Source organism: Bacillus sp. FSL W7-1346 (assembly GCF_038593335.1).
GTDB classification, from domain to species: Bacteria; Bacillota; Bacilli; order Bacillales; family Bacillaceae; genus Bacillus; species Bacillus altitudinis.
Genome location: NZ_CP151988.1, coordinates 1009785 through 1030981, shown reverse-complemented (window position 1 = coordinate 1030981; position 21197 = coordinate 1009785). Strand labels below are relative to the sequence as shown.

Annotated in this window: 18 protein-coding genes; 5 read left to right on the top strand and 13 right to left on the bottom strand. The window is 40.9% G+C overall.

The window, feature by feature from the left end; all coding sequences use genetic code 11:
* Positions 1–13 precede the first annotated feature (13 nt).
* Positions 14–430, top strand: a complete 417-nt coding sequence (locus NST09_RS05185) for a hypothetical protein (protein ID WP_007497192.1) — start codon at positions 14–16, stop codon at positions 428–430.
* A 15-nt stretch (positions 431–445) separates the two neighbouring features.
* On the opposite strand, the gene NST09_RS05180 is transcribed toward NST09_RS05185, so the two are convergent.
* From NST09_RS05180 to NST09_RS05170, 3 genes are all read right to left on the bottom strand, one after another.
* The gene (locus NST09_RS05180; protein ID WP_342493409.1) at positions 446–1999 is read right to left on the bottom strand and encodes a fatty acid--CoA ligase family protein; all 1554 of its coding nucleotides are present in this window, start codon (positions 1997–1999) and stop codon (positions 446–448) included.
* Positions 2000–2171: 172 nt separating this feature from the next.
* Positions 2172–3161 (bottom strand): lipoate--protein ligase, encoded by a 990-nt coding sequence (locus NST09_RS05175; RefSeq protein WP_008348846.1) that lies wholly within the window; start codon positions 3159–3161, stop codon positions 2172–2174.
* 2 nt (positions 3162–3163) lie between these two features.
* Complete coding sequence (locus NST09_RS05170) at positions 3164–3907, bottom strand: MBL fold metallo-hydrolase (protein WP_057079741.1); 744 nt, start codon at positions 3905–3907, stop codon at positions 3164–3166.
* 155 nt (positions 3908–4062) lie between these two features.
* On the opposite strand from NST09_RS05170, the gene yhfH reads away from it, so the two are divergent.
* Positions 4063–4200: a protein YhfH gene (gene yhfH / locus NST09_RS05165; protein ID WP_008359029.1), complete on the top strand. Its 138-nt coding sequence runs from the start codon at positions 4063–4065 to the stop codon at positions 4198–4200.
* Between the two features lie 339 nt (positions 4201–4539).
* Positions 4540–5829 (top strand): cation:dicarboxylase symporter family transporter, encoded by a 1290-nt coding sequence (locus NST09_RS05160; protein ID WP_008348850.1) that lies wholly within the window; start codon positions 4540–4542, stop codon positions 5827–5829.
* A gap of 32 nt (positions 5830–5861) precedes the next feature.
* On the opposite strand, the gene NST09_RS05155 is transcribed toward NST09_RS05160, so the two are convergent.
* The 7 genes from NST09_RS05155 to NST09_RS05125 all read right to left on the bottom strand — a co-directional run bounded on the left by NST09_RS05155 (position 5862) and on the right by NST09_RS05125 (position 15907).
* A complete protein-coding gene (locus tag NST09_RS05155; protein ID WP_116306665.1) occupies positions 5862–6911 on the bottom strand; it encodes a M42 family metallopeptidase in 1050 nt (349 codons plus the stop codon).
* A gap of 143 nt (positions 6912–7054) precedes the next feature.
* Entirely contained in the window at positions 7055–9364 is a 2310-nt protein-coding gene (locus NST09_RS05150) for a YhgE/Pip domain-containing protein (protein ID WP_048002573.1), read from the bottom strand.
* A gap of 64 nt (positions 9365–9428) precedes the next feature.
* The gene (locus tag NST09_RS05145) at positions 9429–10007 is read right to left on the bottom strand and encodes a TetR/AcrR family transcriptional regulator (RefSeq protein WP_057079743.1); all 579 of its coding nucleotides are present in this window, start codon (positions 10005–10007) and stop codon (positions 9429–9431) included.
* A gap of 175 nt (positions 10008–10182) precedes the next feature.
* A complete protein-coding gene (gene hemY, locus NST09_RS05140) occupies positions 10183–11595 on the bottom strand; it encodes a protoporphyrinogen oxidase (protein WP_342493408.1) in 1413 nt (470 codons plus the stop codon).
* Between the two features lie 22 nt (positions 11596–11617).
* Complete coding sequence (gene hemH, locus NST09_RS05135; RefSeq protein ID WP_017366949.1) at positions 11618–12556, bottom strand: ferrochelatase; 939 nt, start codon at positions 12554–12556, stop codon at positions 11618–11620.
* A 32-nt stretch (positions 12557–12588) separates the two neighbouring features.
* Positions 12589–13647: a uroporphyrinogen decarboxylase gene (hemE, locus tag NST09_RS05130; RefSeq protein WP_008348864.1), complete on the bottom strand. Its 1059-nt coding sequence runs from the start codon at positions 13645–13647 to the stop codon at positions 12589–12591.
* A 124-nt stretch (positions 13648–13771) separates the two neighbouring features.
* Positions 13772–15907, bottom strand: coding sequence for a transglycosylase domain-containing protein (locus tag NST09_RS05125; RefSeq protein ID WP_065460077.1), 2136 nt, complete (start codon positions 15905–15907; stop codon positions 13772–13774).
* 127 nt (positions 15908–16034) lie between these two features.
* Here NST09_RS05125 and NST09_RS05120 point away from each other — a divergent pair, with 127 nt between their 5' ends.
* Both NST09_RS05120 and NST09_RS05115 read left to right on the top strand, forming a co-directional pair.
* Positions 16035–16520 (top strand): antibiotic biosynthesis monooxygenase, encoded by a 486-nt coding sequence (locus NST09_RS05120; RefSeq protein WP_125589131.1) that lies wholly within the window; start codon positions 16035–16037, stop codon positions 16518–16520.
* A 495-nt stretch (positions 16521–17015) separates the two neighbouring features.
* On the top strand, positions 17016–18203 hold the full coding sequence (locus NST09_RS05115) for a M20 family metallopeptidase (protein ID WP_056705108.1): 1188 nt from the start codon (positions 17016–17018) through the stop codon (positions 18201–18203).
* Between the two features lie 29 nt (positions 18204–18232).
* Here NST09_RS05115 and NST09_RS05110 read toward each other — a convergent pair whose 3' ends face one another.
* The 3 genes from NST09_RS05110 to NST09_RS05100 are packed head-to-tail and all read right to left on the bottom strand — an operon-like array spanning position 18233 to position 20940.
* Complete coding sequence (locus NST09_RS05110) at positions 18233–18940, bottom strand: EcsC family protein (RefSeq protein ID WP_008348873.1); 708 nt, start codon at positions 18938–18940, stop codon at positions 18233–18235.
* 46 nt (positions 18941–18986) lie between these two features.
* Complete coding sequence (locus NST09_RS05105; protein ID WP_017360312.1) at positions 18987–20207, bottom strand: ABC transporter permease; 1221 nt, start codon at positions 20205–20207, stop codon at positions 18987–18989.
* Positions 20200–20940: an ABC transporter ATP-binding protein gene (locus NST09_RS05100; protein ID WP_008348877.1), complete on the bottom strand. Its 741-nt coding sequence runs from the start codon at positions 20938–20940 to the stop codon at positions 20200–20202. Before NST09_RS05100 ends, NST09_RS05105 begins: the two co-directional genes overlap by 8 nt.
* Between the last annotated feature and the right edge of the window lie 257 nt (positions 20941–21197).

Sequence of the window (21197 nt, the reverse complement as noted above, 5' to 3'; positions counted from 1 at the left end):
TTGGAGGTTCATCATGAAGAAAATCCTTGCAGGAATTGTGATCTTTGGGCTTTTACTGATTACCTTCTTTTATGTGTTCAGCCGGACAAGTGACATCTTCGATGAAAATCGAGCAGAGAAATTATTGCTTTCACCGACGAACCAGTCCATTTCTTATGAAATAGATGATAAAGATACAACTGAGGATCTAATTGAACAATTAAACAAAGGGAAACAAACAAGCAGCCATCTCAAAAAGAATGTAAAAAAGCCAGATTATATCGCCAAGGTCATGTTCGGACGGACAAATGGCACTTCTTTTCAGCTATGGACCAACCGCTCTCAAGTTGTTTTTTTAGTAGACGGCACCTATTATGAATTAAATCAAAAACAGTCAAATTCCTTTCGAAAACAGGTACAAGAAGCGATTCAAAAAGGAGCCTCTTCATAAGAAGAGACTCTTTTTTTATTTACTTGTTTCTGCTTGGTACTTATCCTTTAGCGCTCTTCTTAAAATTTTACCAGTCGTGTTTTTTGGAATATCATCAATGAAATGGATCGTTTGGGGCTGCTTATATTTCGCCAAATAGCGTGAACAATGTGTGATGATGTCTTCTTGATTGATGTGAGCATGTTTCTTAGGGGAAATGTAGCAGACAACAGCCTCTCCTGTGTTTGGATCGGGCACACCGATGACAACGGCTTCTGCTACAGCTTCATGTTGATAAAGCACTTCTTCTACTTCTCTTGGATAGACATTATACCCGCCAACGAGAATCATGTCCTTTTTTCGATCGACGATATAAATATATCCGTCTTCATCTCTTCTCGCCAAATCTCCTGTGTACAGCCAGCCATCTTTCAGTGCTGCTTCTGTGTCTTCTGGCATTTGATAATAGCCTTTCATAATGTTTGGCCCTTTTGCAATCAATTCTCCGACTTCGTTTGGTCCAACTTCCTCTCCAAGTTCATTCACGATCTTATTTTTCACATTCATAATATCAGTTCCGACTGAACCTGGTTTTCTTTTTCCATCAAGGGGATTGAATGCCGTCACTGGGGAAGCCTCTGACAATCCATAGCCCTCTAACACCGTGACACCGAACTTTTCTTCAAAACCGTGAAGTAAAGCAACAGGCATGGACGCACCGCCTGATATACAAATCCTCACCGACTTCATCGCTTCCTCATGACCGTCCTGACGATATAAATAGTTATACATGGTTGGAACACCAACAAATAGCGTTGGTTTTTCTTTCTCCATCATTCGTAAAAGCTCTGATGGGCTGAAATGCGGCAGGACATAGATGGTCGCTCCATGAATCAAGGGGGCATTCATACAGACGGTCAAACAAAACACATGGAACATCGGCAATGCAGCAATCACCTTGTCCTTCTCATCAATTGACAGGTACTCCGCAATGTCTCTTGCATTTGAATATAGGTTAACATGAGTGAGCATTGCCCCTTTTGGTTTTCCTGTTGTGCCAGATGTAAATAAAATAACGGCCGTATCGTCAGGTTGTATGGAAGGATGCTCAGTTTCCGGCGCATCTCCAGACACAAGCTTTCCGAAGAAAACAAGACGATCAGATACTTCTTTTAAACTTGACCTGCACGCAGTTTCATTTTGTGCACAAATAATGACTCGTTCAATAGCTGGAAGCTGTTCATACACCTGCTCGTATATCGGCAGAAGCTGATCCGGTGCAACAATCCCTTTTACATCACCAGTGACCAGCATATAGCCGATTTCACTTGGCGTATATGTTGGATTGACAGGTACAACAACAAGTCCTGCCTTTAATGCACCAAAAAATGAAATCACAAAATGCGGTGAATTTCCTAAAATCAGCGCGATATGATCTCCCGCTTGAAACCCTTCGCTCACTAAACCATCTGCAAAACGTTCGATACTTGTCATCAGTTCTCGATAGGTCCACTTGTCCCCTTCAAAGATCAGTGCGACGTTCTCTCCCTTGGTCATCGCAGTCTGCTCAAGATTTTTGATCAAATCCATTCTCCCACCCCTTATACTTCATCAATGAATGAATAGCCATTCATTTTATGACCAAACATTCCTCCTTTCTATTATAATAGACAATCGAAAAAATCCACAAGATCAAATGTAAACCGCTTTCATCCCTTTCATTAGAAAAAGCACCGCTATCTCTAGCCGTGCTTGTCCTTGCTTAATAAATCAAATCCAGAAAATCTTCTTTTGATACGTTACCAAAATAATGGCGCATATCCATGTCTTCTAATACATCACTAATGGTTTTGCGATCATATTGCTGCCCAATGAGTCGTTTCTCAATATCAGCAATATCCCCTACACCGAAGAAGTCACCAAAAATTTTGCAGTCTTGAATGATGCCTTTTTTCACTTCTAATCGAAGATCAATCGATCCAGCTGGAAAACGCTTAGAGTGCTGCAAGTTAAACTTAGGTGAACGGCCGTAGTTCCATTCCCATTTTTGGTATCGATCACGAGAAATCTCATGAATCTTCTCCCAATCCTTTTCTGTCAGCTGATACTCAGGCACGTCTCCGTTCGTGTCAAAAATATAGCTTAAAAGAATTTTTCTAAATTCTTCTGTTGTCATTTTTTGATCCATCAGTTCACTAATGTTGGCGACCCTGCTTCTAATGGATTTAATCCCTTTTGATTCGATCTTTTCTTTCTTCACATTTAATGCCGAGACAACATGTTCGATTTCTGAATCAAATAATAGGGTGCCATGACTGAAGATACGTCCTCGTGTAGCAAATTGAGCATTCCCCGAGATTTTACGTCCATCTGCCATGATGTCATTTCTGCCGCTTAATTCCGCTTTGACGCCAAGCTTTTCAAGCGCTTTGATGACTGGCTCGGTGAATTTTTTAAAGTTATGAAAGCTGTCCCCATCGTCTTTTGTAATAAAACTGAAGTTCAAGTTTCCTTTGTCATGGTAAACCGCACCACCGCCAGATAACCGGCGAACGACTTTGATGCCATTGTCTTCCACATATTTTGTGTTGATTTCTTCTATTGTATTTTGGTTCTTTCCAATAATAATAGACGGCTGGTTGATGTAAAACAGCAAATACGTTTCTTCTGGATCTAAATATTTTAAGCAATACTCTTCAATTGCTAAATTAATCATTGGGTCATAATGTTGCTCGTTATCGATAAACAGCATCTTTATCTTCCTTCCTTGTTCCATCTAAGCCCTGAATGGGCAAGCTGTATATTGCCAGTATATAACGCCTGTGCTTCATTGACTAGGTCTTTATGCCGACCGAAATGAGGCAGATGGGTGATGATGAGCTCCCCAACATTTGCTTCACTAGCCAGCTTCCCTACTTCAGTACTGTTCATATGTCCTGCACCCGATCCGTCTTGTCCGGCGTAAAAGTTGCTTTCGGCAATAAGTAAGTCTGTATCCTTGCTAAAAGGGATAAATGCATCTTGATAGCTGGAGTCAGCTGTATACACCACTACAGCCTCATTTGCCTGAATTCTCATCGCATAGCATTCTGCCGGATGAACCGTTTTCAAAAAATCAATTTGAAATGGTCCGATTTGAATGCCCTCTTCTGGGTGATAAGGTTTTGTCTTTGTATGTACATCATCAGAGAGCCGCTGAAATGCTGCTTGATCCCCGGTATGTCCGTAGATCGTCAGCGGACCACTGCTATTTCCTAAATGATAACCCACTAGCTTCGCATATTGGAGAGGTCCGATATCTGCAATATGATCGTGATGATAATGAGAAAGGAGTACAGCATCTAGTTCTTCTATATCAATGTATTGCTGAAGCTTTGACAGAACTCCACTCCCGCAGTCGACAAGCAGACGAAAACCATCTGATTCAAAAAGATAACCTGATGTGGCTTCACCAGCTGCTGGAAATCCTCCGTAGCAGCCAATCACGGTTAATTTCATCGTCATATTTCCTCCTTTTCAAAAAATCCCCTTCTTACAATATACCCATTTTTCATAAAAAAAGCATTCTTCTTGCCTATTGTTACAAAACAGATTGACAATTACCAATCTGTTATAATACAATGATAGCAATAAAACGTATTGGAGGATGACAAATGCTAGGAAAAATCACTGAGTTTTTTAGAAATTTGCCTTCAAAAAAATGCACAAAATGTGGAAATGATTTAATGGAACAGCACGAGTGTTACGGTAATGAATGTGAGGAATGCTCACAAGTAAGTTATCTTAAATAAGGAAATAAATAGAACAAAAAAGCACTTTTTTCCTCCTTCGTCAGTTGGAGTCAAAAGTGCTTTTTATTTTTTCTGAAAAATAGGTAAAAAGGTAAAACCCTTGGTACAGAAGGGTTTTTTAGTATTTTCATATGATGACTTTTAGTTCTGAAGGCACTTTTTATTGACTTAAAACAACGAAGGGGGTTCGAAGTGTCCATTTTTTCAAATAATTTTGTATTTTCTTAATATAATTTAATCGTGGACGAACCTCTTTAATTTTAGTTATACTTTAATTCATATATTAAAACTTAATATAATGGGAATATTCCTTTAATGAATATGTTAGGGAGGAAATCTATGAAAAAATTAAAATTTGGATTAGCTACTCAAATCCTAATCGGTCTTATTCTCGGTGTCGTGGTTGGTGCGATCTTTTTCGGTAACCCTGGTGTTGAGACATATTTAAAACCAATTGGAGACTTCTTCTTACGACTCATTAAGATGATTGTCATTCCGATTGTCGTATCTAGCTTAATTTTAGGTGTTGCAGGTGCGGGTGATGGTAAAAAAGTAGGGAAGCTTGGTTTTAGAACCATTCTTTATTTTGAAATTATCACAACGTTTGCGATCATCCTTGGTCTTGTGCTTGCGAACTTTGTTCAACCAGGTGCAGGCGTTGACTTTGGACATACAGAAAAACAGGATATTAGCCAGTATGTTGAAACGGAAAAAGAACAAAGCAGTAAATCAGTTGCTGATACGTTCCTTCATATCGTTCCGACGAACTTCTTCCAATCATTGGCGGAAGGTGATTTGCTTGCGATTATTTTCTTCACTGTATTATTCGCACTTGGCGTTTCAGCAATTGGTGAACGCGGCAAACCAGTGCTCGCCTTCTTTGAAGGTGTGTCACATGCGATGTTCCATGTCGTCAATGTTGTGATGAAAGCTGCACCATTTGGTGTGTTCGCGCTCATTGGTGTGACAGTATCAAAATTTGGTCTTGAATCTCTTGTTTCATTAGGTAAGCTCGTAGGTCTTGTTTATTTTGCGCTCGCTCTCTTCCTTATCGTTGTATTCGGAATTATTGGAAAGATGATTGGCGTCAATATTTTCAGATTTCTTGCTTACATGAAAGACGAAATGCTTCTCGCCTTTAGTACATCCAGCTCTGAAACAGTTTTACCGAGAGTCATGGATAAAATGGAGCGCATCGGGTGTCCAAAAGGAATTGTTTCTTTTGTTATCCCAATTGGTTATACGTTTAATCTAGACGGCTCCGTCTTGTATCAAGCCATTGCGGCGCTTTTCTTAGCGCAGGTATATGGCATTGACCTCACAATCGTACAGCAGCTCACACTAATCCTTGTACTGATGGTGACATCAAAAGGAATGGCTGCCGTTCCTGGTACATCCTTTGTTGTATTACTTGCAACACTTGGAACGATCGGTGTTCCTGCTGAAGGTCTAGCCTTTATTGCAGGTGTTGATCGTATCATGGATATGGCAAGAACCGTTGTCAACTTAACTGGTAATGCACTTGCAGCTGTCGTGATGTCTAAATGGGAAGGGCAATATGACCCTGAAAAAGGACACCGCGTGATGACTGGACAAGATGTACCTGAGCCAACACAACTTTCAAGCTAATCAAAAAGAACCCCGCGATGGGGGTTCTTTTTTTATACTGTGATTAATTTGCTTTGAACATAGTGGTACAGTAGATTGGCTGTATGAATCAATGAGTCTTCATGGGTTCTTTCAAAGGCATGCGAAGAGTCAATGCCAGGTCCAATCAGTCCATGAATGATATCATGCCCTGCTCGAATCGCTGCTGACGCATCTGAGCCATAATAAGGGTATATATCAAGGCGGTAATCGATTTTATTTGCCTCAGCTAATGCTGCTAGATGTTTGCGGAGACCATAGTGATAAGGACCGCTAGAATCCTTCACACATATCGACACACTGTATTCATCGGTTGATTGACCGTCACCGATGGCTCCCATATCAACGGCCAAATATTCCACCGTTTCTTCCGGGATATTCGAGTTCCCACCGTATCCGATTTCTTCATTATTTGAAATTAAGAAATGTGTCGTATGCGGCAATGTGATGTTCTCTGTTTGAATGCGGTGAATCAATCTCAGCAACAACGCCACACTTGCCTTATCATCAAGGTGTCTTGATTTAATAAAACCTGAAGACGTCACTTCCACTCTAGGATCAAATGAGATAAAGTCTCCTACTTGAATGCCGAGTGCTTGCACATCGTCTGCATTTTTCACTTTCTCATCTAAGCGAATCTCCATATTTTCTTGATTTCGCTTCGCTTTTCCAGCATCCTCATATACGTGAACGGACGTTTGATGCATCAGAATGGTACCTGTGTATGTACGGCCTATTACTGTTTCAATTTCACAATACTCGCCTTCTATCGAGTTATATTGAAAGCCTCCAATGAGTGCAAGACGCAGCCGGCCATTTGATTTAATTTCTTTGACCATCGCACCGAGCGTATCGACATGTGCTGTCAGCATGCGGTGTTCCTTGTCATCTGTTCCTTTTAGGGTGGCAATTAATCCGCCTTTTCGATTTCGCTTCGTTTCAATATGTAAATCTTGTAAAAAACGTTCGACAAAGCCAATCACTTTCTCAGTATTTCCTGATGGACTTGGGATTGACACAAGCTTTTGAATAAGCTGAACCGTTTCATTTACTTCCGTTGTCATTCGGCATATCCTCCTTCATCTAAAAGAAATTCTTTCCAAGCATGCCTTTTTTCAGCATCCTTCTTAAAATATATCGCTTCGGGTTCCTGATGTCTAATTTCTAATCAAAAAAACCTTTCTCATGAAAGAGAAAGGTTTTTCAATTAAGCTTCTTCTTGTTTCATTTTTCTTATGTTCCAAGCAAAGTATGCTGTTGTTGCAGCCATCATGATGATGGCTACTGTTCCAAGAATCGCTGCTTGGTGCCATAAATAACTGTTATCACCGCTTGCAATGATCGTTCTAAATCCGTTGATGGTATACGTCATTGGAAGCAGACTGTGAATGACTTGGAAGAATTTTGGTACAAGCTCAAGCGGGAATGTACCCGCACTTGCTGCAAGCTGAAGAACCAAGATAATGACGGCAATGAAGCGTCCTGGATTCCCCATCGTCGTCGCAAGAAGCTGAATGATCGCTAGGAATGTCAGACTGACGATGATTGCAAAGAGATAGAAGCGCCAGAGGCTTTCCACTTCAAGTCCAAGCCCAAAGATCAGCATGGTGCTTGCAATCACTGCCTGCAAGATACCGACTAAGAGAAGCACACTATATTTGCTGACAAACCATTCAAACGCATTTCTAGGGCGTCCTGCAGGATCTTTCATTGGGAATACAACAGTCAGCATAAGAGCTCCAACAAAGAGTCCCATTGATAAAATATATGGTGTGAGCCCTGTTCCATAGTTATCAATTTTTTTCGCTGTATCATTCTCTGTTTTGACTGGGCTTGCAATCATATTGTAGTTGTCCTGCCCCGCATCAATGTCTCCTGTTTCATCTGCAGCGCTTTTTAGCTTATCAGAAAGCTTTCCAGTCCCACTTTTTAAGTCACCTAATCCTTTATCAAGGGATTTTGACCCTTCAGCTAGTTTAGAAGAGTTGCTTTGGATACTCGCTGATCCACTTTCTAGTTTATTCAATGCTGCACTAAGCTGACTTGATCCGTTTGCCAGTTTATCCGCACCACTTTTCGCTGTATCAAGCTTTCCATTTGCTGTTTGCAGGCCATCTTGTAATTTCCCTTGTCCCGTTTGAAGCTTCAGTGCACCTTGATACAATTTATTCGTACCGGATGTCATTTGATCAATCGCATTTTGTATGGCGACTGTCGATGTATACAGCTGTTCTGTTTTCTCTGGCAGCTGCTTGACTTGCTGTAGCTGTGCTTTTGCAGATGCAACCGCAGACTGAACTTCACTTGCGTCAGGCAGTTCCTGCAGCGCCGCTAAGCTTTGCTCAAGACCAGACAAATCAGGCAGTTCGATTGTAGGAAGACTGTCTAGCTGATCCATTGCCGCCTTTTTCTCTTCATCTGTCATCGAGCTGTTTTGAATAATACTTTTTACTTTTGCATCTCGATTAGATAATGCTTCTTTTAAAGAAGCAAGTTTGGTACTAAACGTTTTTGCATCTTTTTTCACCTGATCAATCTTAGGCGCCATCTTTTCAAGATTCGCTAATTCAGGTGAAGACAATACTTTCTCCACAGCAGCGATTTTTTCTGAAAATGACTGTGCTTTATTGTTCAGCTGCTCAATGCCTGCTGTAAATTGCGGCATTTTAGAAGAAAGCTGCTCATGTCCTTCACGGCTTGTGTTTAACCCTTCGGTCAATGTATCAATTCCTGTGCCAAGCTCACCAAATTTCTGATCAATCGTTTGATAGCCTGTTAAGAGCTGACCAAGACCGCTATCAAGAGATTGAATTCCAGTGTTCAGTTCACCCATTTTTCCTGCAAACTGATGAACACCTTCGCTATACGTTAACGTTCCTTCTGCCAATTTCGCCAGATTGTCTTTTAACTTTTGGCTACCGTCTTTTGCGCTTTTTGTTCCGTCATCAATTTTCTTCGCTCCATCGCTTGCTTGATCTAATCCTTTTGCAATCGTTTTGAAGTTATCAAAGATGACCTCTGCATAATTTTCTGTGACTTCCTTTGAAACCGAATCTTTTAATTTGATAATGGCGTTATTCGCAATTTGAGACGCAGCATAGTTTGCGCCTGGATTCGTATAATATTTCAGATTCGATTTTTTCGGATGTTTGTCTAGTACTGTACTCGCATTTTTCGAGAAATCTTTCGGAATCTCGACGACGAGATAATAGTCTTCGTTATTTAACCCTTTGATGGCCTTTTCTTCACTATCAACAAAATGCCATTTAAAACTATCGTTTTTCTTCAATTCCTTCACTAAATCATCGCCCACTTGAAGGGTTTTGCCGTCATAATGACTGCCTTCATCCAAGTTGACAACCGCTACAGGTAATTGATCAACTGTACCATATGGATCCCAGTAAGCTTTTAAAAATACACCACTATAAATCAGTGGAATAAATAAGACAGCTAAAATCGGGATCAGTAGTTTTTTGCTCGTCACAATGTCTTTCCATTGATTCCGAATTACATTCATTGCTGTTTTCCTCCCATTGATGAATGACTAAATTAAGAATTCGGTCATTTGAACTTAAAAAAAATTAGGTTGTTGCAGACAGTCCTTTTAGTACATAAAGCTCGAGCGATTCAGCGACCTCTTCTTTTGTTAAAGGCTCATATCGCTTTTCCCAGTCAAAAATAAGTGCAATATATAGTTTCACCATCACAAATGCCGTCAATTCAGGATCACAGGGCTTAATGTCGCCTTTTTCAATCGCTTCTTTTACTTTTGCTTTAATATAGCGAATGATCATCTGCTCCATTTTTTCAATCATTTCTTTCACTGCTGATGTGCCAAGCTCCGCATTTTCCTGAAAGATTTTAATTGTAAGCTGGTGGTTTTTTCGAAATTCTAATATTGCAAAGAGTGCTAAGTGAAGGTTTTCAGAGAAACTATTCTTCTCATCTATTGCTTCATCTGCAATTTTCTTCATCTCCATTAACAGTGATGTGAAAATTTCATCGAACAGCTCTTCTTTGTTTTTGAAAAAGGTATAAATCGTTCCTTTTCCGACGTTGGCAAGCTTTGCTACAAGGTCCATTGTCGTGGCTTTATACCCGAACTGGGTAAATGCCTTTGTTGCTCCATCTAAAATCATTTGTCTCCTATCAACACTCATGATCTCACTCCCAAAATGACTATTTGAACGTTTCGGTCATTAAGTACAGAAAGTAATATACCACATCTTTTTCGTCAGATGCAACAACTTTGTTCAATTTTATTATTCACCACTCTTTTCTAAACATACGAACATGAAAAACTCCCTTTCCATGACAGAAAAGGGAGTTTATTTTTTATGAAAATAGATAAGATACAGCTTCTGAGATGGCAGCTTTTCCTTGATCAATACAATCAGGAATCCCAACACCTTCAAATGCAGCACCCGTGATATAAATACCAGGATATGATTGCTTAAACGTTTCTCGCATCGTCGAAATCTGTTTTTGATGACCCACATGATATTGCGGCATGCTTGTTTTCCAGCGAGTCACTGTCGTCAGCTCTGGATCTGCTTTAATATCCATGATCTTCTTCAAATCCTCCAGCACGATGCTCACGATTTGATGATCAGACTGTTCAACAATTGATTCATCGCCAGCTTTCCCAACATATGCACGAAGCAATGTTTTTCCTTTAGGTGCAGTGTGAGGCCATTTCTTATTTGTCCACGTACATGCTGTAATGGAGAAATCACTATTTCTTGAGATGACAAAACCAGTACCATCATATTCATTGTGAACATCCTCTTCTTTAAATCCGAGTGCAACTGTTGCAACAGAAGTCGATGTCATGTCATGCAAGTACTCAAGCCCTGCTTCTTTTGGAAACATGGAATAGATCGATTGGTGAGGAGTTGTCACAATGGCAGAATCTGCAAAAAGCGTTTGACCGCTGTCTAATTGAACGCCATAGCCTCCCTCGGCTTTTTCGATCTGGGTCACTTTTGTCCCTTTGTAAATCTTCGTCAGCTTGAGTTTACTTTCGACCGCTTCAACAAGTGCTTGCAGCCCTTGATTGATTGTCTGGAACTGTCCTTGCTTTTTCGCTGTCACTTGTTGCGCTTTTGCATGCTGCTGTGATTTTTTCATCCCAAGAATCAAACTGCGATGCTTCTGTTCTGTTTGATAGAACTGCGGGAAGGTAGACATTAAGCTCAGGCGATCAATGTCACCAGCATAAATGCCTGATAGTAGCGGTTCAATTAAATTCTCCACCACTTCATCACCCACACGTCTTCTAAAAAATTCCCCCAGAGACTGATCTTCTGTCTGTTTGCTTTTTGGCAAAACGAAATCCATCGCTGCACGTGCTTTTCCGGCAACTGAAAAAAGCCCAGTTGTAATGAAAGGACTGATATGAGTTGGAATGCCCATGACAGCGCCCTTTGGCATCGGATGAAGGGTTTCATTGACTAATACATACGCTTGCCCTGTTTCATTATTGACGAGCTGATCAGATAGACCAACATCTTTTGCCAGCTGGGGTCCACTAACCTTTCTTTCTAAAAATGAATCGGGTCCACGTTCAATGATATAACCGTCTTTATATAATGTTTGAATTTTTCCACCTAGCCTAGGACTCGCTTCAATAAGAGATATTTGGATAGGAAGGCCTTTTTCTTCAATTTCCTTTTCCAAATAGAAGGCGGCGGCCAAACCCGTGATGCCACCGCCAATGATGACAAGGTGTTTTTGATTGTCATGCATAGGATCGCCTTCTTTTATATGATTACTTGCTTTCATTAAGCTTCTTTAATACGACTGCTGCCAGTGCATCAATAAATGCTGGTTTCGCATTTGGCATTTCTGGACGATAGTAGGCTGCGCCAATTTCATCCGTGACGACTTTACATTCATAATCATTGTCGTATAACACTTCAAGGTGATCAGCGACAAATCCAACAGGCACGTATACAAATGTTTTATAGCCTTTTTGTTCAAATAGGTCACGTGTGAGATCCTGTACGTCTGGTCCAAGCCATGGATCAGGCGTATTGCCTTCACTTTGCCAGCCAATTTCATAATGCTCAATTCCTGCACCTTCAGCAATCATTTTTGCAGATTGTGCAAGCTGATCAGGGTATGGGTCCCCTGCTGCAATAATTTTTTCAGGAAGACTGTGTGCAGACACAATCAGCACTGCTGAATCTCTTTCTTCCTGACTCATAGATGCATACGTCTCTTTCACTTGTTTCACCCAATAGTCCACAAACTTCGGTTCATCGTACCAGCTTTCAACAGAAGTAATGTTCAGATGGCCAAGCTTTTCTGCTTCATCTTGTGCACGTTTGTTATACGATTTCACACTAAATGTGGAGAAGTGCGGTGCAAGGACAATACTCACCGCTTCTGTGATGCCATCTCGGTGCATATCAGCGACCGCATCTTCAATGAAAGGCTCGATGTGTTTTAACCCAATGTATACATGAAATTCAATCTCGTCTTGGATCTCATTCAAATGTTCACACAAGCCATTTGCCTGCTGTTCTGTAATTTTTGATAAAGGAGAAATGCCGCCAATTGCCTTGTAGCGGTCCTTTAAATCTTGCAGCATCTCCGGCTCTGGCTTTCTGCCTCTACGAATATGTGTATAGTAACGTTCAATGTCTTCTTCTTTATATGGGGTGCCATATGCCATGACAAGTAGCCCCATTTTCTTTTTCTCCACAACCAACACTCCTTCAGATCATTTGAAATCATTTAGATGGATGTCTTTTTATGTTTAGCTGAATAATCGTGAATAAAATCTGTCAGCTTCTTTAACGTGTCTGGTGAGACATCAGGAAATACCCCGTGACCTAAGTTAAAGATGAATTGATCTGATTTCATCCCTTGATCTAAAATCGCTGTTGCTCTTTCTTCAATCACTTCCCAAGGAGAAAGTAATATCGTTGGATCAAGGTTTCCTTGTAACGTTTTTGTTAAGCCTTCTTTTCGCGCTTCGTCTATACTCATACGCCAATCCAGTCCAACGACATCAAGCGGCAAGTCATGCCAATCTTTCGCCAGATGGCTCGCACCGACACCATACATAATCATTGGTACGTTTTCAGACTTCAGCTCTGTGAAAATACGCTGCATGACAGGCTTAATGAAGGTCCGGTAATCTGCTGCATTTAAAGCGCCAACCCAAGAGTCGAAGATTTGAAATGCTCGGACGCCTGCTTTTACCTGAGCGCGTATGTATGTGATTGTCATATCAGCTAATTTATTCATCAAAAGCATCCATGTCTCTGGCTCACTGTACATGAGCGCCTTTGTTTTATGATAATTTTTAGATGGACCGCCTTCGATCATATAGCTTGCCATCGTAAAAGGTGCGCCTGCGAAACCAATCAGCGGAACATTCAACTGCTCCTCTGTTAACAACTTGATCGTATCAAGCACATACGGCAGGTCTTCTTCAGGATGAAGCTCTCCAAGACGCTGGATATCTGCCTTTGTCCGAATAGGCGAGTCAATCACTGGTCCAATTCCATTTTTAATTTCAACATCCACTCCAATAGCTGGAAGCGGCGTCATAATATCTTTATATAAAATAGCGGCATCTACACCATATTGTTCTACAGGAAGTCTTGTTACGTAAGCACATAGCTCTGGCTGATGCGTAATTTCAAATAGCCCGTATTTTTCTTTAAGGGCACGATATTCAGGCTGCGAGCGTCCTGCCTGTCTCATATACCAAACCGGTACATGGTCTGTTTTTTCCCCTTTGCACGCCTTTAAGAACGTGTCATTAAAAGCCTTCGTTTTTCCCATTACCTTTCATTCCACCTTTCGCCTCACACTCTCTTTGTATAAGGCTCAAACACTGCTTTTACTATACCGCTTTTTCAAGGCTCGGTATACTAAAGCGGCTCAATGTTCAAAAAATCGCCGAATATTAACGTCCAAAAGCCTCTGGCTTGATATAAGCACTACCTTCGCCTTCTTCTTGTGTTTGAGTATTGTATGGAACAACCTTATACTGCGCATCTGAAAACACATTTGCATACGGCATTGTGTAGCTGTTTGTTCCCGTTACAGAATCGATCAGGGTCTCGCTTCCATTTCTCTTTTCATAAATACGATATTCAACGCGTTTGTCTTCCTGTTCATCCCATGACAGCTCCAATGTAAAGAGCCCTTTGATTTTAAATGCATAACGTGCTTCAAAGCCTGACAGTCCTTCTAAATGGATTGGCGATTGAAGTTCTTTAATTCCCTCTGGTTTTTGGAATGTTTCATTGGTTATTTGGGCTGTCGTTAAAATATCTTTCATTAACTGCACTGGATACTGACTGCCGCCAGTTAAATAATGACTGTTATCCGTTTTGTCATACCCCATCCAGATTGCCCCTGTTGTACTAGGCGTGTAGCCAGCAAACCAAGCATCTTTCGTTGCCCCTTTGACACCGGCATACGTAGTTGTGCCTGTTTTACCAGCCAAATCTCCAGCGTATGATCCGCTCTGAGCGGTTCCGCCTTTGACGACCTGTTGAAGCATTCTTGTCATATTCCAAGCATTTTGTACGCTAAACACTCGTTCTTCTTTGTTTCGATTTTTTTCAACGGTTTCTCCATCATCATTCGTGATTTTTTGAATGAAGAACGGCTTTTTATAGACGCCTTCATTTGCAAATGTATGAAATGCTCCAGCTATCTGCAACGGAGAAACCCCTTTTTCTAAACCGCCAAGCGCTATGGCAAGTCCTTTATCCGAAATATCCATCCCCATTTTCTCAAGATAGGATTTAGACGTATCGATGCCAAGCTGGCTTAACGTCCATACGGCAGATGTATTTTTACTTTTCATGAGAGCCTCTACCATCGTGACCCTGCCCTCGTACTGTCCATCGTAGTTCTTTGGAGAATAGCCGTCATAGCTTTTTTCCTTGTCCTCAAGCAGTGAATATGGTCTGAATTTTTTCTCCTGAATCGCTGGACCATATACTGCGATCGGCTTAAAGACAGAACCAGGCTGTCTAACAGCTGTGACTCTGTTATAGCCTCTTGCCTGATATTCTCGTCCGCCTATTGCTGCTTTTACACCACCAGATGCGTTGTCAATAAACACAGCGCTTCCTTCAGGTGACCCGCTTTTTCCCGGGAAATAACGATTGTTTTTCATCGCATCATAGGCAACTTTTTGCAAATTCATATCGATTGGTACCGTAATGGTATAGCCGCCTTGAAGCAATTGTTCATGCGAAATCGAATACTGTGATTCTGCTTCTTTAATCATGAGATCTACATAACTGTCCACCCAAGGGGTTTCTGATTTCTTTTTTAAATGAATACCAAGTGTTCTTCCTTTTGCTTCAACTGTTTCTGTAGAAGACAAATATCCTTGTTCATTCATTAAATTCAGGATGGTATCCCGTCTTTGTTTATTTTTATCTGGGTGTAGAACAGGGGAATACGTTGAAGGTGCCTTTGGCATGGCAGCAAGTGTAGCTCCTTCACTGACAGTGAGATCTTTTACATCTTTACTAAAATAGTAATTGGCCGCTGCTTGGATCCCATAGACGCCATGACCAAAGTAAAGCTGATTCAAATACATTTCAAGCAGCTTGTCCTTTGAATAATCTCTTTCTAAATTGATCGCAATAATGACTTCTTTTGTTTTTCGAAGAAACGTTTTATCATTTGTGAGAAAGATATTTTTGGCGAGCTGCTGGGTGATGGTACTGCCGCCTTCTACCTTTCCACCTGCTAATATATCTCGATAAACCGCCCTTGAAATCGATTGTGCATCAATTCCGTGGTGCTCATAAAAGCGCTTGTCCTCTACAGCAACAAAAGCTTTCGCCACTTTATCTGGGACCTCTTTTAATGACACAGGGTCCCGATTTTCTGAATACATGCTTGTGAGTTCTTTTCCATTCTGATCAATGATTTTCGAGGAAGCGTGAAAAACGAGCTTCTTCTCATCTATGACATAATGTCCTAAAAATAAAATGGTCAGATAGCCAATAAATGAAAGCACGATTGTACTTCCTGCAATGACTAATGGAATGATTATCTTCTTTTTCTTCAAATTAGGTCACCTCATTCCTTTATACGGATAGTATGGGATGTATTGCTTCATAATATGTTTTATGGATTGACTACCAAAGAATTATATATCATTCTTTTGTTATACTATCAAGCAGGAGGCGGTTTAGATGAATTTCTATATTACATATGGAACAGCAGACTTTTTGCAAAAAATCGCAAAAAAACATCATCTTGAAAATCTGCTTTATACGGTCGGTAAGGAACAAGCGGCTCTTTTTCATGAAACGGAGGGTGAGACAGTCTTTAAAGCACCCCATTCCTATGATGTGATTTATACAAAAGGTGAGCTCGTCCAATCTGGCTTTGTCACGCTGAATCATATCCCTGTAAAGCTCGAAAGCAGAGCACTTTTTGAATCCACCTTTCAGAAAAAAACAAACATATCAGAGCACCAGCGCGGCTTTCAGGCGCTTCGTGTGTTAAGACCAAAAAAGGATGAAGAAGTGTACTTAATTTTGACCCTTTGGGAATCTGAAGACTTATTTCAAGACTTTCAAGAGTCAGAAGCATTCTTTCAGCCGCACGAGGATACTGGCTCCATCTTCTCTCGTCCTGCCTATCTGACATCCTATCATGCCGTCATAGACCATTAAAGAAGTGCTGCTCTTCGCACTTCTTTTTTTCATAAAAAAAAGCCCTTCTGCTGGGCTTTCAACGCTTATCTCTAAGCTCGTACCGATGAATGATTGGCTGAAGTACATAAAAATTCAGCAAGATCCATCCTAATAAGATGGGCCATTTTAACATAGGTGAAGCACCTTTCATCTGAATAAGTAGTACCAACAGTGGAATCAAACAAATCATCAAAAAGCTCATCTTCGAAACGAACGTTTCTTTGATTTGATGCCGGCAGCTTGGACAAAGCATCATTCTCGTATGTGATAAATGAAATTTTTCGACGAAAGAAAATGCTTTTGAACAATTTGGACAGCTTCCCAATGCCACTCCCCCTTTTTCAAGCTTCATACTTAACCTTCGACTTTTATGTAAAATGACCTTTTCTGTCATTCTCAACATCCTCTTCTGTTGAAAGATTCTAACAATTACCATACAATCAGTAAAAGAGCCTAAAGGAGGTTTTCGGATCAATGACAGTATCCACTTTACACAAAAGGATCAATGAACGTCTTGATGAACAATATGAGGAAATGGTTGAAATTAGACGCCATCTCCATATGAATCCAGAACTTTCTTTTCAGGAAGAGGAAACAGGTGCTTACATCGCTCAATATTATGACAGATTACATATCCCAACACGCACACATGTAGGCGGACATGGTGTACTCGCTTTTATTGAAGGAGCTTACCCTGGACCGACCATTGCACTGAGAGCTGATTTTGATGCACTTCCCATTCATGATGAAAAGGATGTACCTTACCGTTCAACAAAACCTGGCGTCATGCACGCATGCGGTCACGATGGCCACACAGCAACACTTCTCGTCTTAGCGAAGATCTTACATGAGCACCGAGATCAATTAAAAGGAAAAATCGTCCTCATTCATCAACACGCTGAAGAATATGCCCCCGGCGGTGCGAAACCAATGATTGAAGATGGCTGTTTAGACGGTGTTGACGTCATTTTCGGCACCCACCTTTGGTCCTCAGAGCCATGCGGCACTGTTCTTTATAAAAGCGGGAACTTTATGGCAGCCGCCGATCGTTTCTCTATTCAAGTGCAAGGGAAAGGCGGACATGGCGCACAGCCGCACCTGACGAAAGATGCCGTACTCATCGGTTCACAAATTGTAGCCAATCTTCAGCAGGTCGTGGCCCGTAAAGTCAACCCGATTGATTCTGCGGTGGTATCTGTAGGGGGATTTGTCGCTGAAAATGCCTTTAACGTCATTGCAGATTCGGCCGTGCTAACAGGTACTGCACGTTCCTTTGAAGAGAGTGCACGCCATATCATTGAACGTGAAATTGAACAGGTGGTGAAAGGTGTCTGCCACATGCACGATGCCTCTTATACTTATGAATATGTAAGAGGCTATCCTGCAGTCAAAAATCACCCTGCACCAACTGAATATATAGCAGAAATAGCCAAACAGACAGAAGGAGTCACAGAAGTAAAAGAAGCAGAAACCCAAATGGGCGGAGAAGACTTTGCTTACTACCTTCAGCATGTTCCTGGTACTTTCTTCTACACAGGCGCTATGCCAGAAAACAGCCAAGATGTGTATCCACACCACCATCCGAAATTTGATATTAACGAAAACGCAATGCCTGTCGCAGCAAAGGTACTCGCTCATGCCGTCCTTTCCTACGATGAATGAAAAAAAGCCGCTGCCCAACAGCGGCTTTTCTATTTCAATTCCTTCAACACACGCAAGTGAAACACATGGCGTGCGACTTCACCAAGCTGTCCTGTCAGCTGATGATTTGCCACCCCACCAACAGCGGCACCGACCACAGGCATTAATTGAAACAGCTTCACAAGGTCAATATAATCTCGATATTCCTGCTGAAAGCTATACCAATCCATTTCTTCCCGGGTTGTTTCCCATTCTTCAATGAGTTTCATCATTTTTTGACGGTGTGTACTGCTTGAAAAGGCGAGTTGAAAAATACAAAGCAAAAAGAGTCTTTCCTCTTTTTGAGACAAATCGAATCCATATATACAAGCAAGCTCATATAGACATTTCATTTTAATACTCAAAAGGAGAGGGAAATCCGCCATTCCGAGAAACAATCCACCCGCACCTGTGCCAATTCCTTCAATCGCAGCGGCCTTTTGATAATATGTCACCTTTTCCTTTGCCAGCTCATTTCGCTCTACAATAGACAATTGTTCATCAATGACTGTAAATGAAGTAAAATGGCTTCCTGATACGGTGGATTCAACCATTGTTTTCACCGCACTTGTGATGACTTGATGAAATCGAGCAGGGATTCGGCGATTCACTTGCTGCTGAACGCCTTTTGAAAACCGCTCGATCTTGGATGGTTTTCTTAAAAAACGCATTTGAAAAAAAATGGCCTCTTCATACAGTTCCCGTTCAGCTGCATTCATCCCAGTTCCCTCCTTGGTGACATCATACACACGCTGTAAAAAATGCTTATCTCATCTTTTTTAATCTACTTTGTACGTAAGGCTTAAATAGGACAAGCACAAATACCAATGAAATGAGAAGAGCAAGTCCGCTTCCCTTCCATCCACCTGCTGGGAAAACGGCGGAGCTCAGTAAAATTGACTGGATAATGAGTACATTTCGTACGAGAACAAAAAAGCTTCGATCTTTTTCTTGCTGAGACACAGGATAAAGTGCCTGTAACGACAGATGAGCAAAGTGCTTTGTTAACGGGACAAGCTGTACACCTGTGATAAAGACTGTAAACAAGACAAGTAATGCCCCCACCCAGCCTGCTGCACCTGTATACAAGAGGATGAGCACAAACACGACGGTTAACCTAAACACAAGACCAAAATAGTCATTTGAACGTAAAAACGCCCTCACATACATATAAGAAAAAGCTTTACGCTGTTCATAAGGAACAAACTGCAAGACCCAGTCCATATACGCCCTTCTTTTCACTTGTTTCTTTAAATGAGGGACATCCGTAAATAAGTTTGCCAAGCGGTAAAAACGCTGTTTTCGTTTTAACTCATCAGAAATATGCAATTCCCATTGAAAGGGCTGTTTTTTTACTGCATTTGTTAGATAAATGAGATAGACAGCATATAAAAGATAAAAGACGATGGCAATGGCATAAGCTGCTTGTAAAACGGTATACATTAACATTGTATTGAGCAGAAAACGAATCACTGCATCAATCCATCTGACATGTTTCCCTTGAAAATAAGTGATTCTCCACTGAATCGCTGTATTCAGACCTTTTATTAAGATCATTTGCGCCAAAATGAGCACATATAGCATCAGATCGCCTGAGGAGACAGCCGAATATAGCGGAAGTGCAATAATGGACACGGCAATCAAAGGAAATAACTGAGAAATGAAGCTAAAGTTAAACGCTTGTTTTAAATAAGGGTCCATCTTAGCTTCCAAAGGAAGCATAAACACAAGATCTGCCTCTTTGATCAACGTTCGCACGTAAGAACTAGTCAGGACCAATGAGAAAACAACTGCCATGACCCAATAGGATGGGAAGTGAGCTGGAATATGCTTCAGCCAATTACTGTACCAGCTCGCCCCGCCTGCAAGGAAAAAAATGAGCACAATCACAAGATGATCGTTGAACATATATTTTAAATATTTTCTTGTTTCTTGTACGTGTTCTTCTAATCGTGATTTCCAAATGGTTTGCGTTGTTTTACTCATAGCTTTCTTCCTTTGTTAATTCCAAATAAAGATCATCGAGTGTCGCATCTCTCATGTTGAACTGCTCTCTTAGTTCTGTCAGTGTTCCTTTCGCTCTAATTTCCCCTTCATGCAAAATAATAAAGGAATCACAATAACGTTCCGCTGTGGCTAAAATATGCGTTGACATCAGAACACTTGCGCCGTTTTGTTTCGCCGCATTCATCCGTTCTAATAATGCGTTGATCGCAAGCGGATCAAGCCCTAAAAACGGCTCATCGATAATATACAACTCTGGCTCCACAAGAAACGCACACATAATCATCACCTTCTGCTTCATCCCTTTAGAAAAATGAGCAGGGAACCATTTCAATCGCTTCTCCATTCGGAATTCCTTCAGCAAAGACGGCAGACGTTCTTCTAATTGTTCTTTTGAAAGGCCGTAAGCCATCGCTGTCAGCTCTAAATGCTCTTTTAACGTTAATTCTTCATATAAGACAGGTGTCTCTGGAATAAACGTAAATTGTGAACGATACGCCTCTTGATCTTCTTGAAGGGTTCGTCCGTTCAGCTCAATGACCCCTTTATGAGGTTTCATTAATCCAATAATATGACGAATGGTTGTACTTTTTCCCGCCCCGTTTAAGCCAATGAGACCAACGATTTGGTTTCTTTCTAATTCAAATGAAATATTTTTCAGAACGGGATTCTTTGTATATCCACCCGTTACATCTTTTACAGTTAGAAGGGACATCAGTTCGTTCCTTTCTTTCTTTTTTCCTTTATAGTACCAAAAACGAAAGACAATTTGAAATGTTTACCTATAGACAACTCATGAATAAAACATCGGCATACTGGTCATCATAATGTATGTAGAAGAAATGAACTTGATGACCAATACGTAAATGAGGTGTTTGTTAAAGGCAATAACCGCATGACAAGTTGGTTTTTCATCTAAAAACCTTAGCTTCTGTTTTGCTTCACTGATTCTTGATTTTTGTGTCCTATACA

What these genes read in the sequence shown, in the direction of transcription:
- NST09_RS05185 (WP_007497192.1), top strand. Translation starts at nt 14, where the DNA reads ATGAAGAAAATCCTTGCAGGAATTGTGATCTTTGGGCTTTTACTGATT.
- NST09_RS05180 (WP_342493409.1), bottom strand. Translation starts at nt 1,999, where the DNA reads ATGGATTTGATCAAAAATCTTGAGCAGACTGCGATGACCAAGGGAGAG.
- NST09_RS05175 (WP_008348846.1), bottom strand. Translation starts at nt 3,161, where the DNA reads ATGCTGTTTATCGATAACGAGCAACATTATGACCCAATGATTAATTTA.
- NST09_RS05170 (WP_057079741.1), bottom strand. Translation starts at nt 3,907, where the DNA reads ATGAAATTAACCGTGATTGGCTGCTACGGAGGATTTCCAGCAGCTGGT.
- yhfH (WP_008359029.1), top strand. Translation starts at nt 4,063, where the DNA reads ATGCTAGGAAAAATCACTGAGTTTTTTAGAAATTTGCCTTCAAAAAAA.
- NST09_RS05160 (WP_008348850.1), top strand. Translation starts at nt 4,540, where the DNA reads ATGAAAAAATTAAAATTTGGATTAGCTACTCAAATCCTAATCGGTCTT.
- NST09_RS05155 (WP_116306665.1), bottom strand. Translation starts at nt 6,911, where the DNA reads ATGACAACGGAAGTAAATGAAACGGTTCAGCTTATTCAAAAGCTTGTG.
- NST09_RS05150 (WP_048002573.1), bottom strand. Translation starts at nt 9,364, where the DNA reads ATGAATGTAATTCGGAATCAATGGAAAGACATTGTGACGAGCAAAAAA.
- NST09_RS05145 (WP_057079743.1), bottom strand. Translation starts at nt 10,007, where the DNA reads ATGAGTGTTGATAGGAGACAAATGATTTTAGATGGAGCAACAAAGGCA.
- hemY (WP_342493408.1), bottom strand. Translation starts at nt 11,595, where the DNA reads ATGCATGACAATCAAAAACACCTTGTCATCATTGGCGGTGGCATCACG.
- hemE (WP_008348864.1), bottom strand. Translation starts at nt 13,647, where the DNA reads ATGGGAAAAACGAAGGCTTTTAATGACACGTTCTTAAAGGCGTGCAAA.
- NST09_RS05120 (WP_125589131.1), top strand. Translation starts at nt 16,035, where the DNA reads ATGAATTTCTATATTACATATGGAACAGCAGACTTTTTGCAAAAAATC.
- NST09_RS05115 (WP_056705108.1), top strand. Translation starts at nt 17,016, where the DNA reads ATGACAGTATCCACTTTACACAAAAGGATCAATGAACGTCTTGATGAA.
- NST09_RS05110 (WP_008348873.1), bottom strand. Translation starts at nt 18,940, where the DNA reads ATGAATGCAGCTGAACGGGAACTGTATGAAGAGGCCATTTTTTTTCAA.
- NST09_RS05105 (WP_017360312.1), bottom strand. Translation starts at nt 20,207, where the DNA reads ATGAGTAAAACAACGCAAACCATTTGGAAATCACGATTAGAAGAACAC.
- NST09_RS05100 (WP_008348877.1), bottom strand. Translation starts at nt 20,940, where the DNA reads ATGTCCCTTCTAACTGTAAAAGATGTAACGGGTGGATATACAAAGAAT.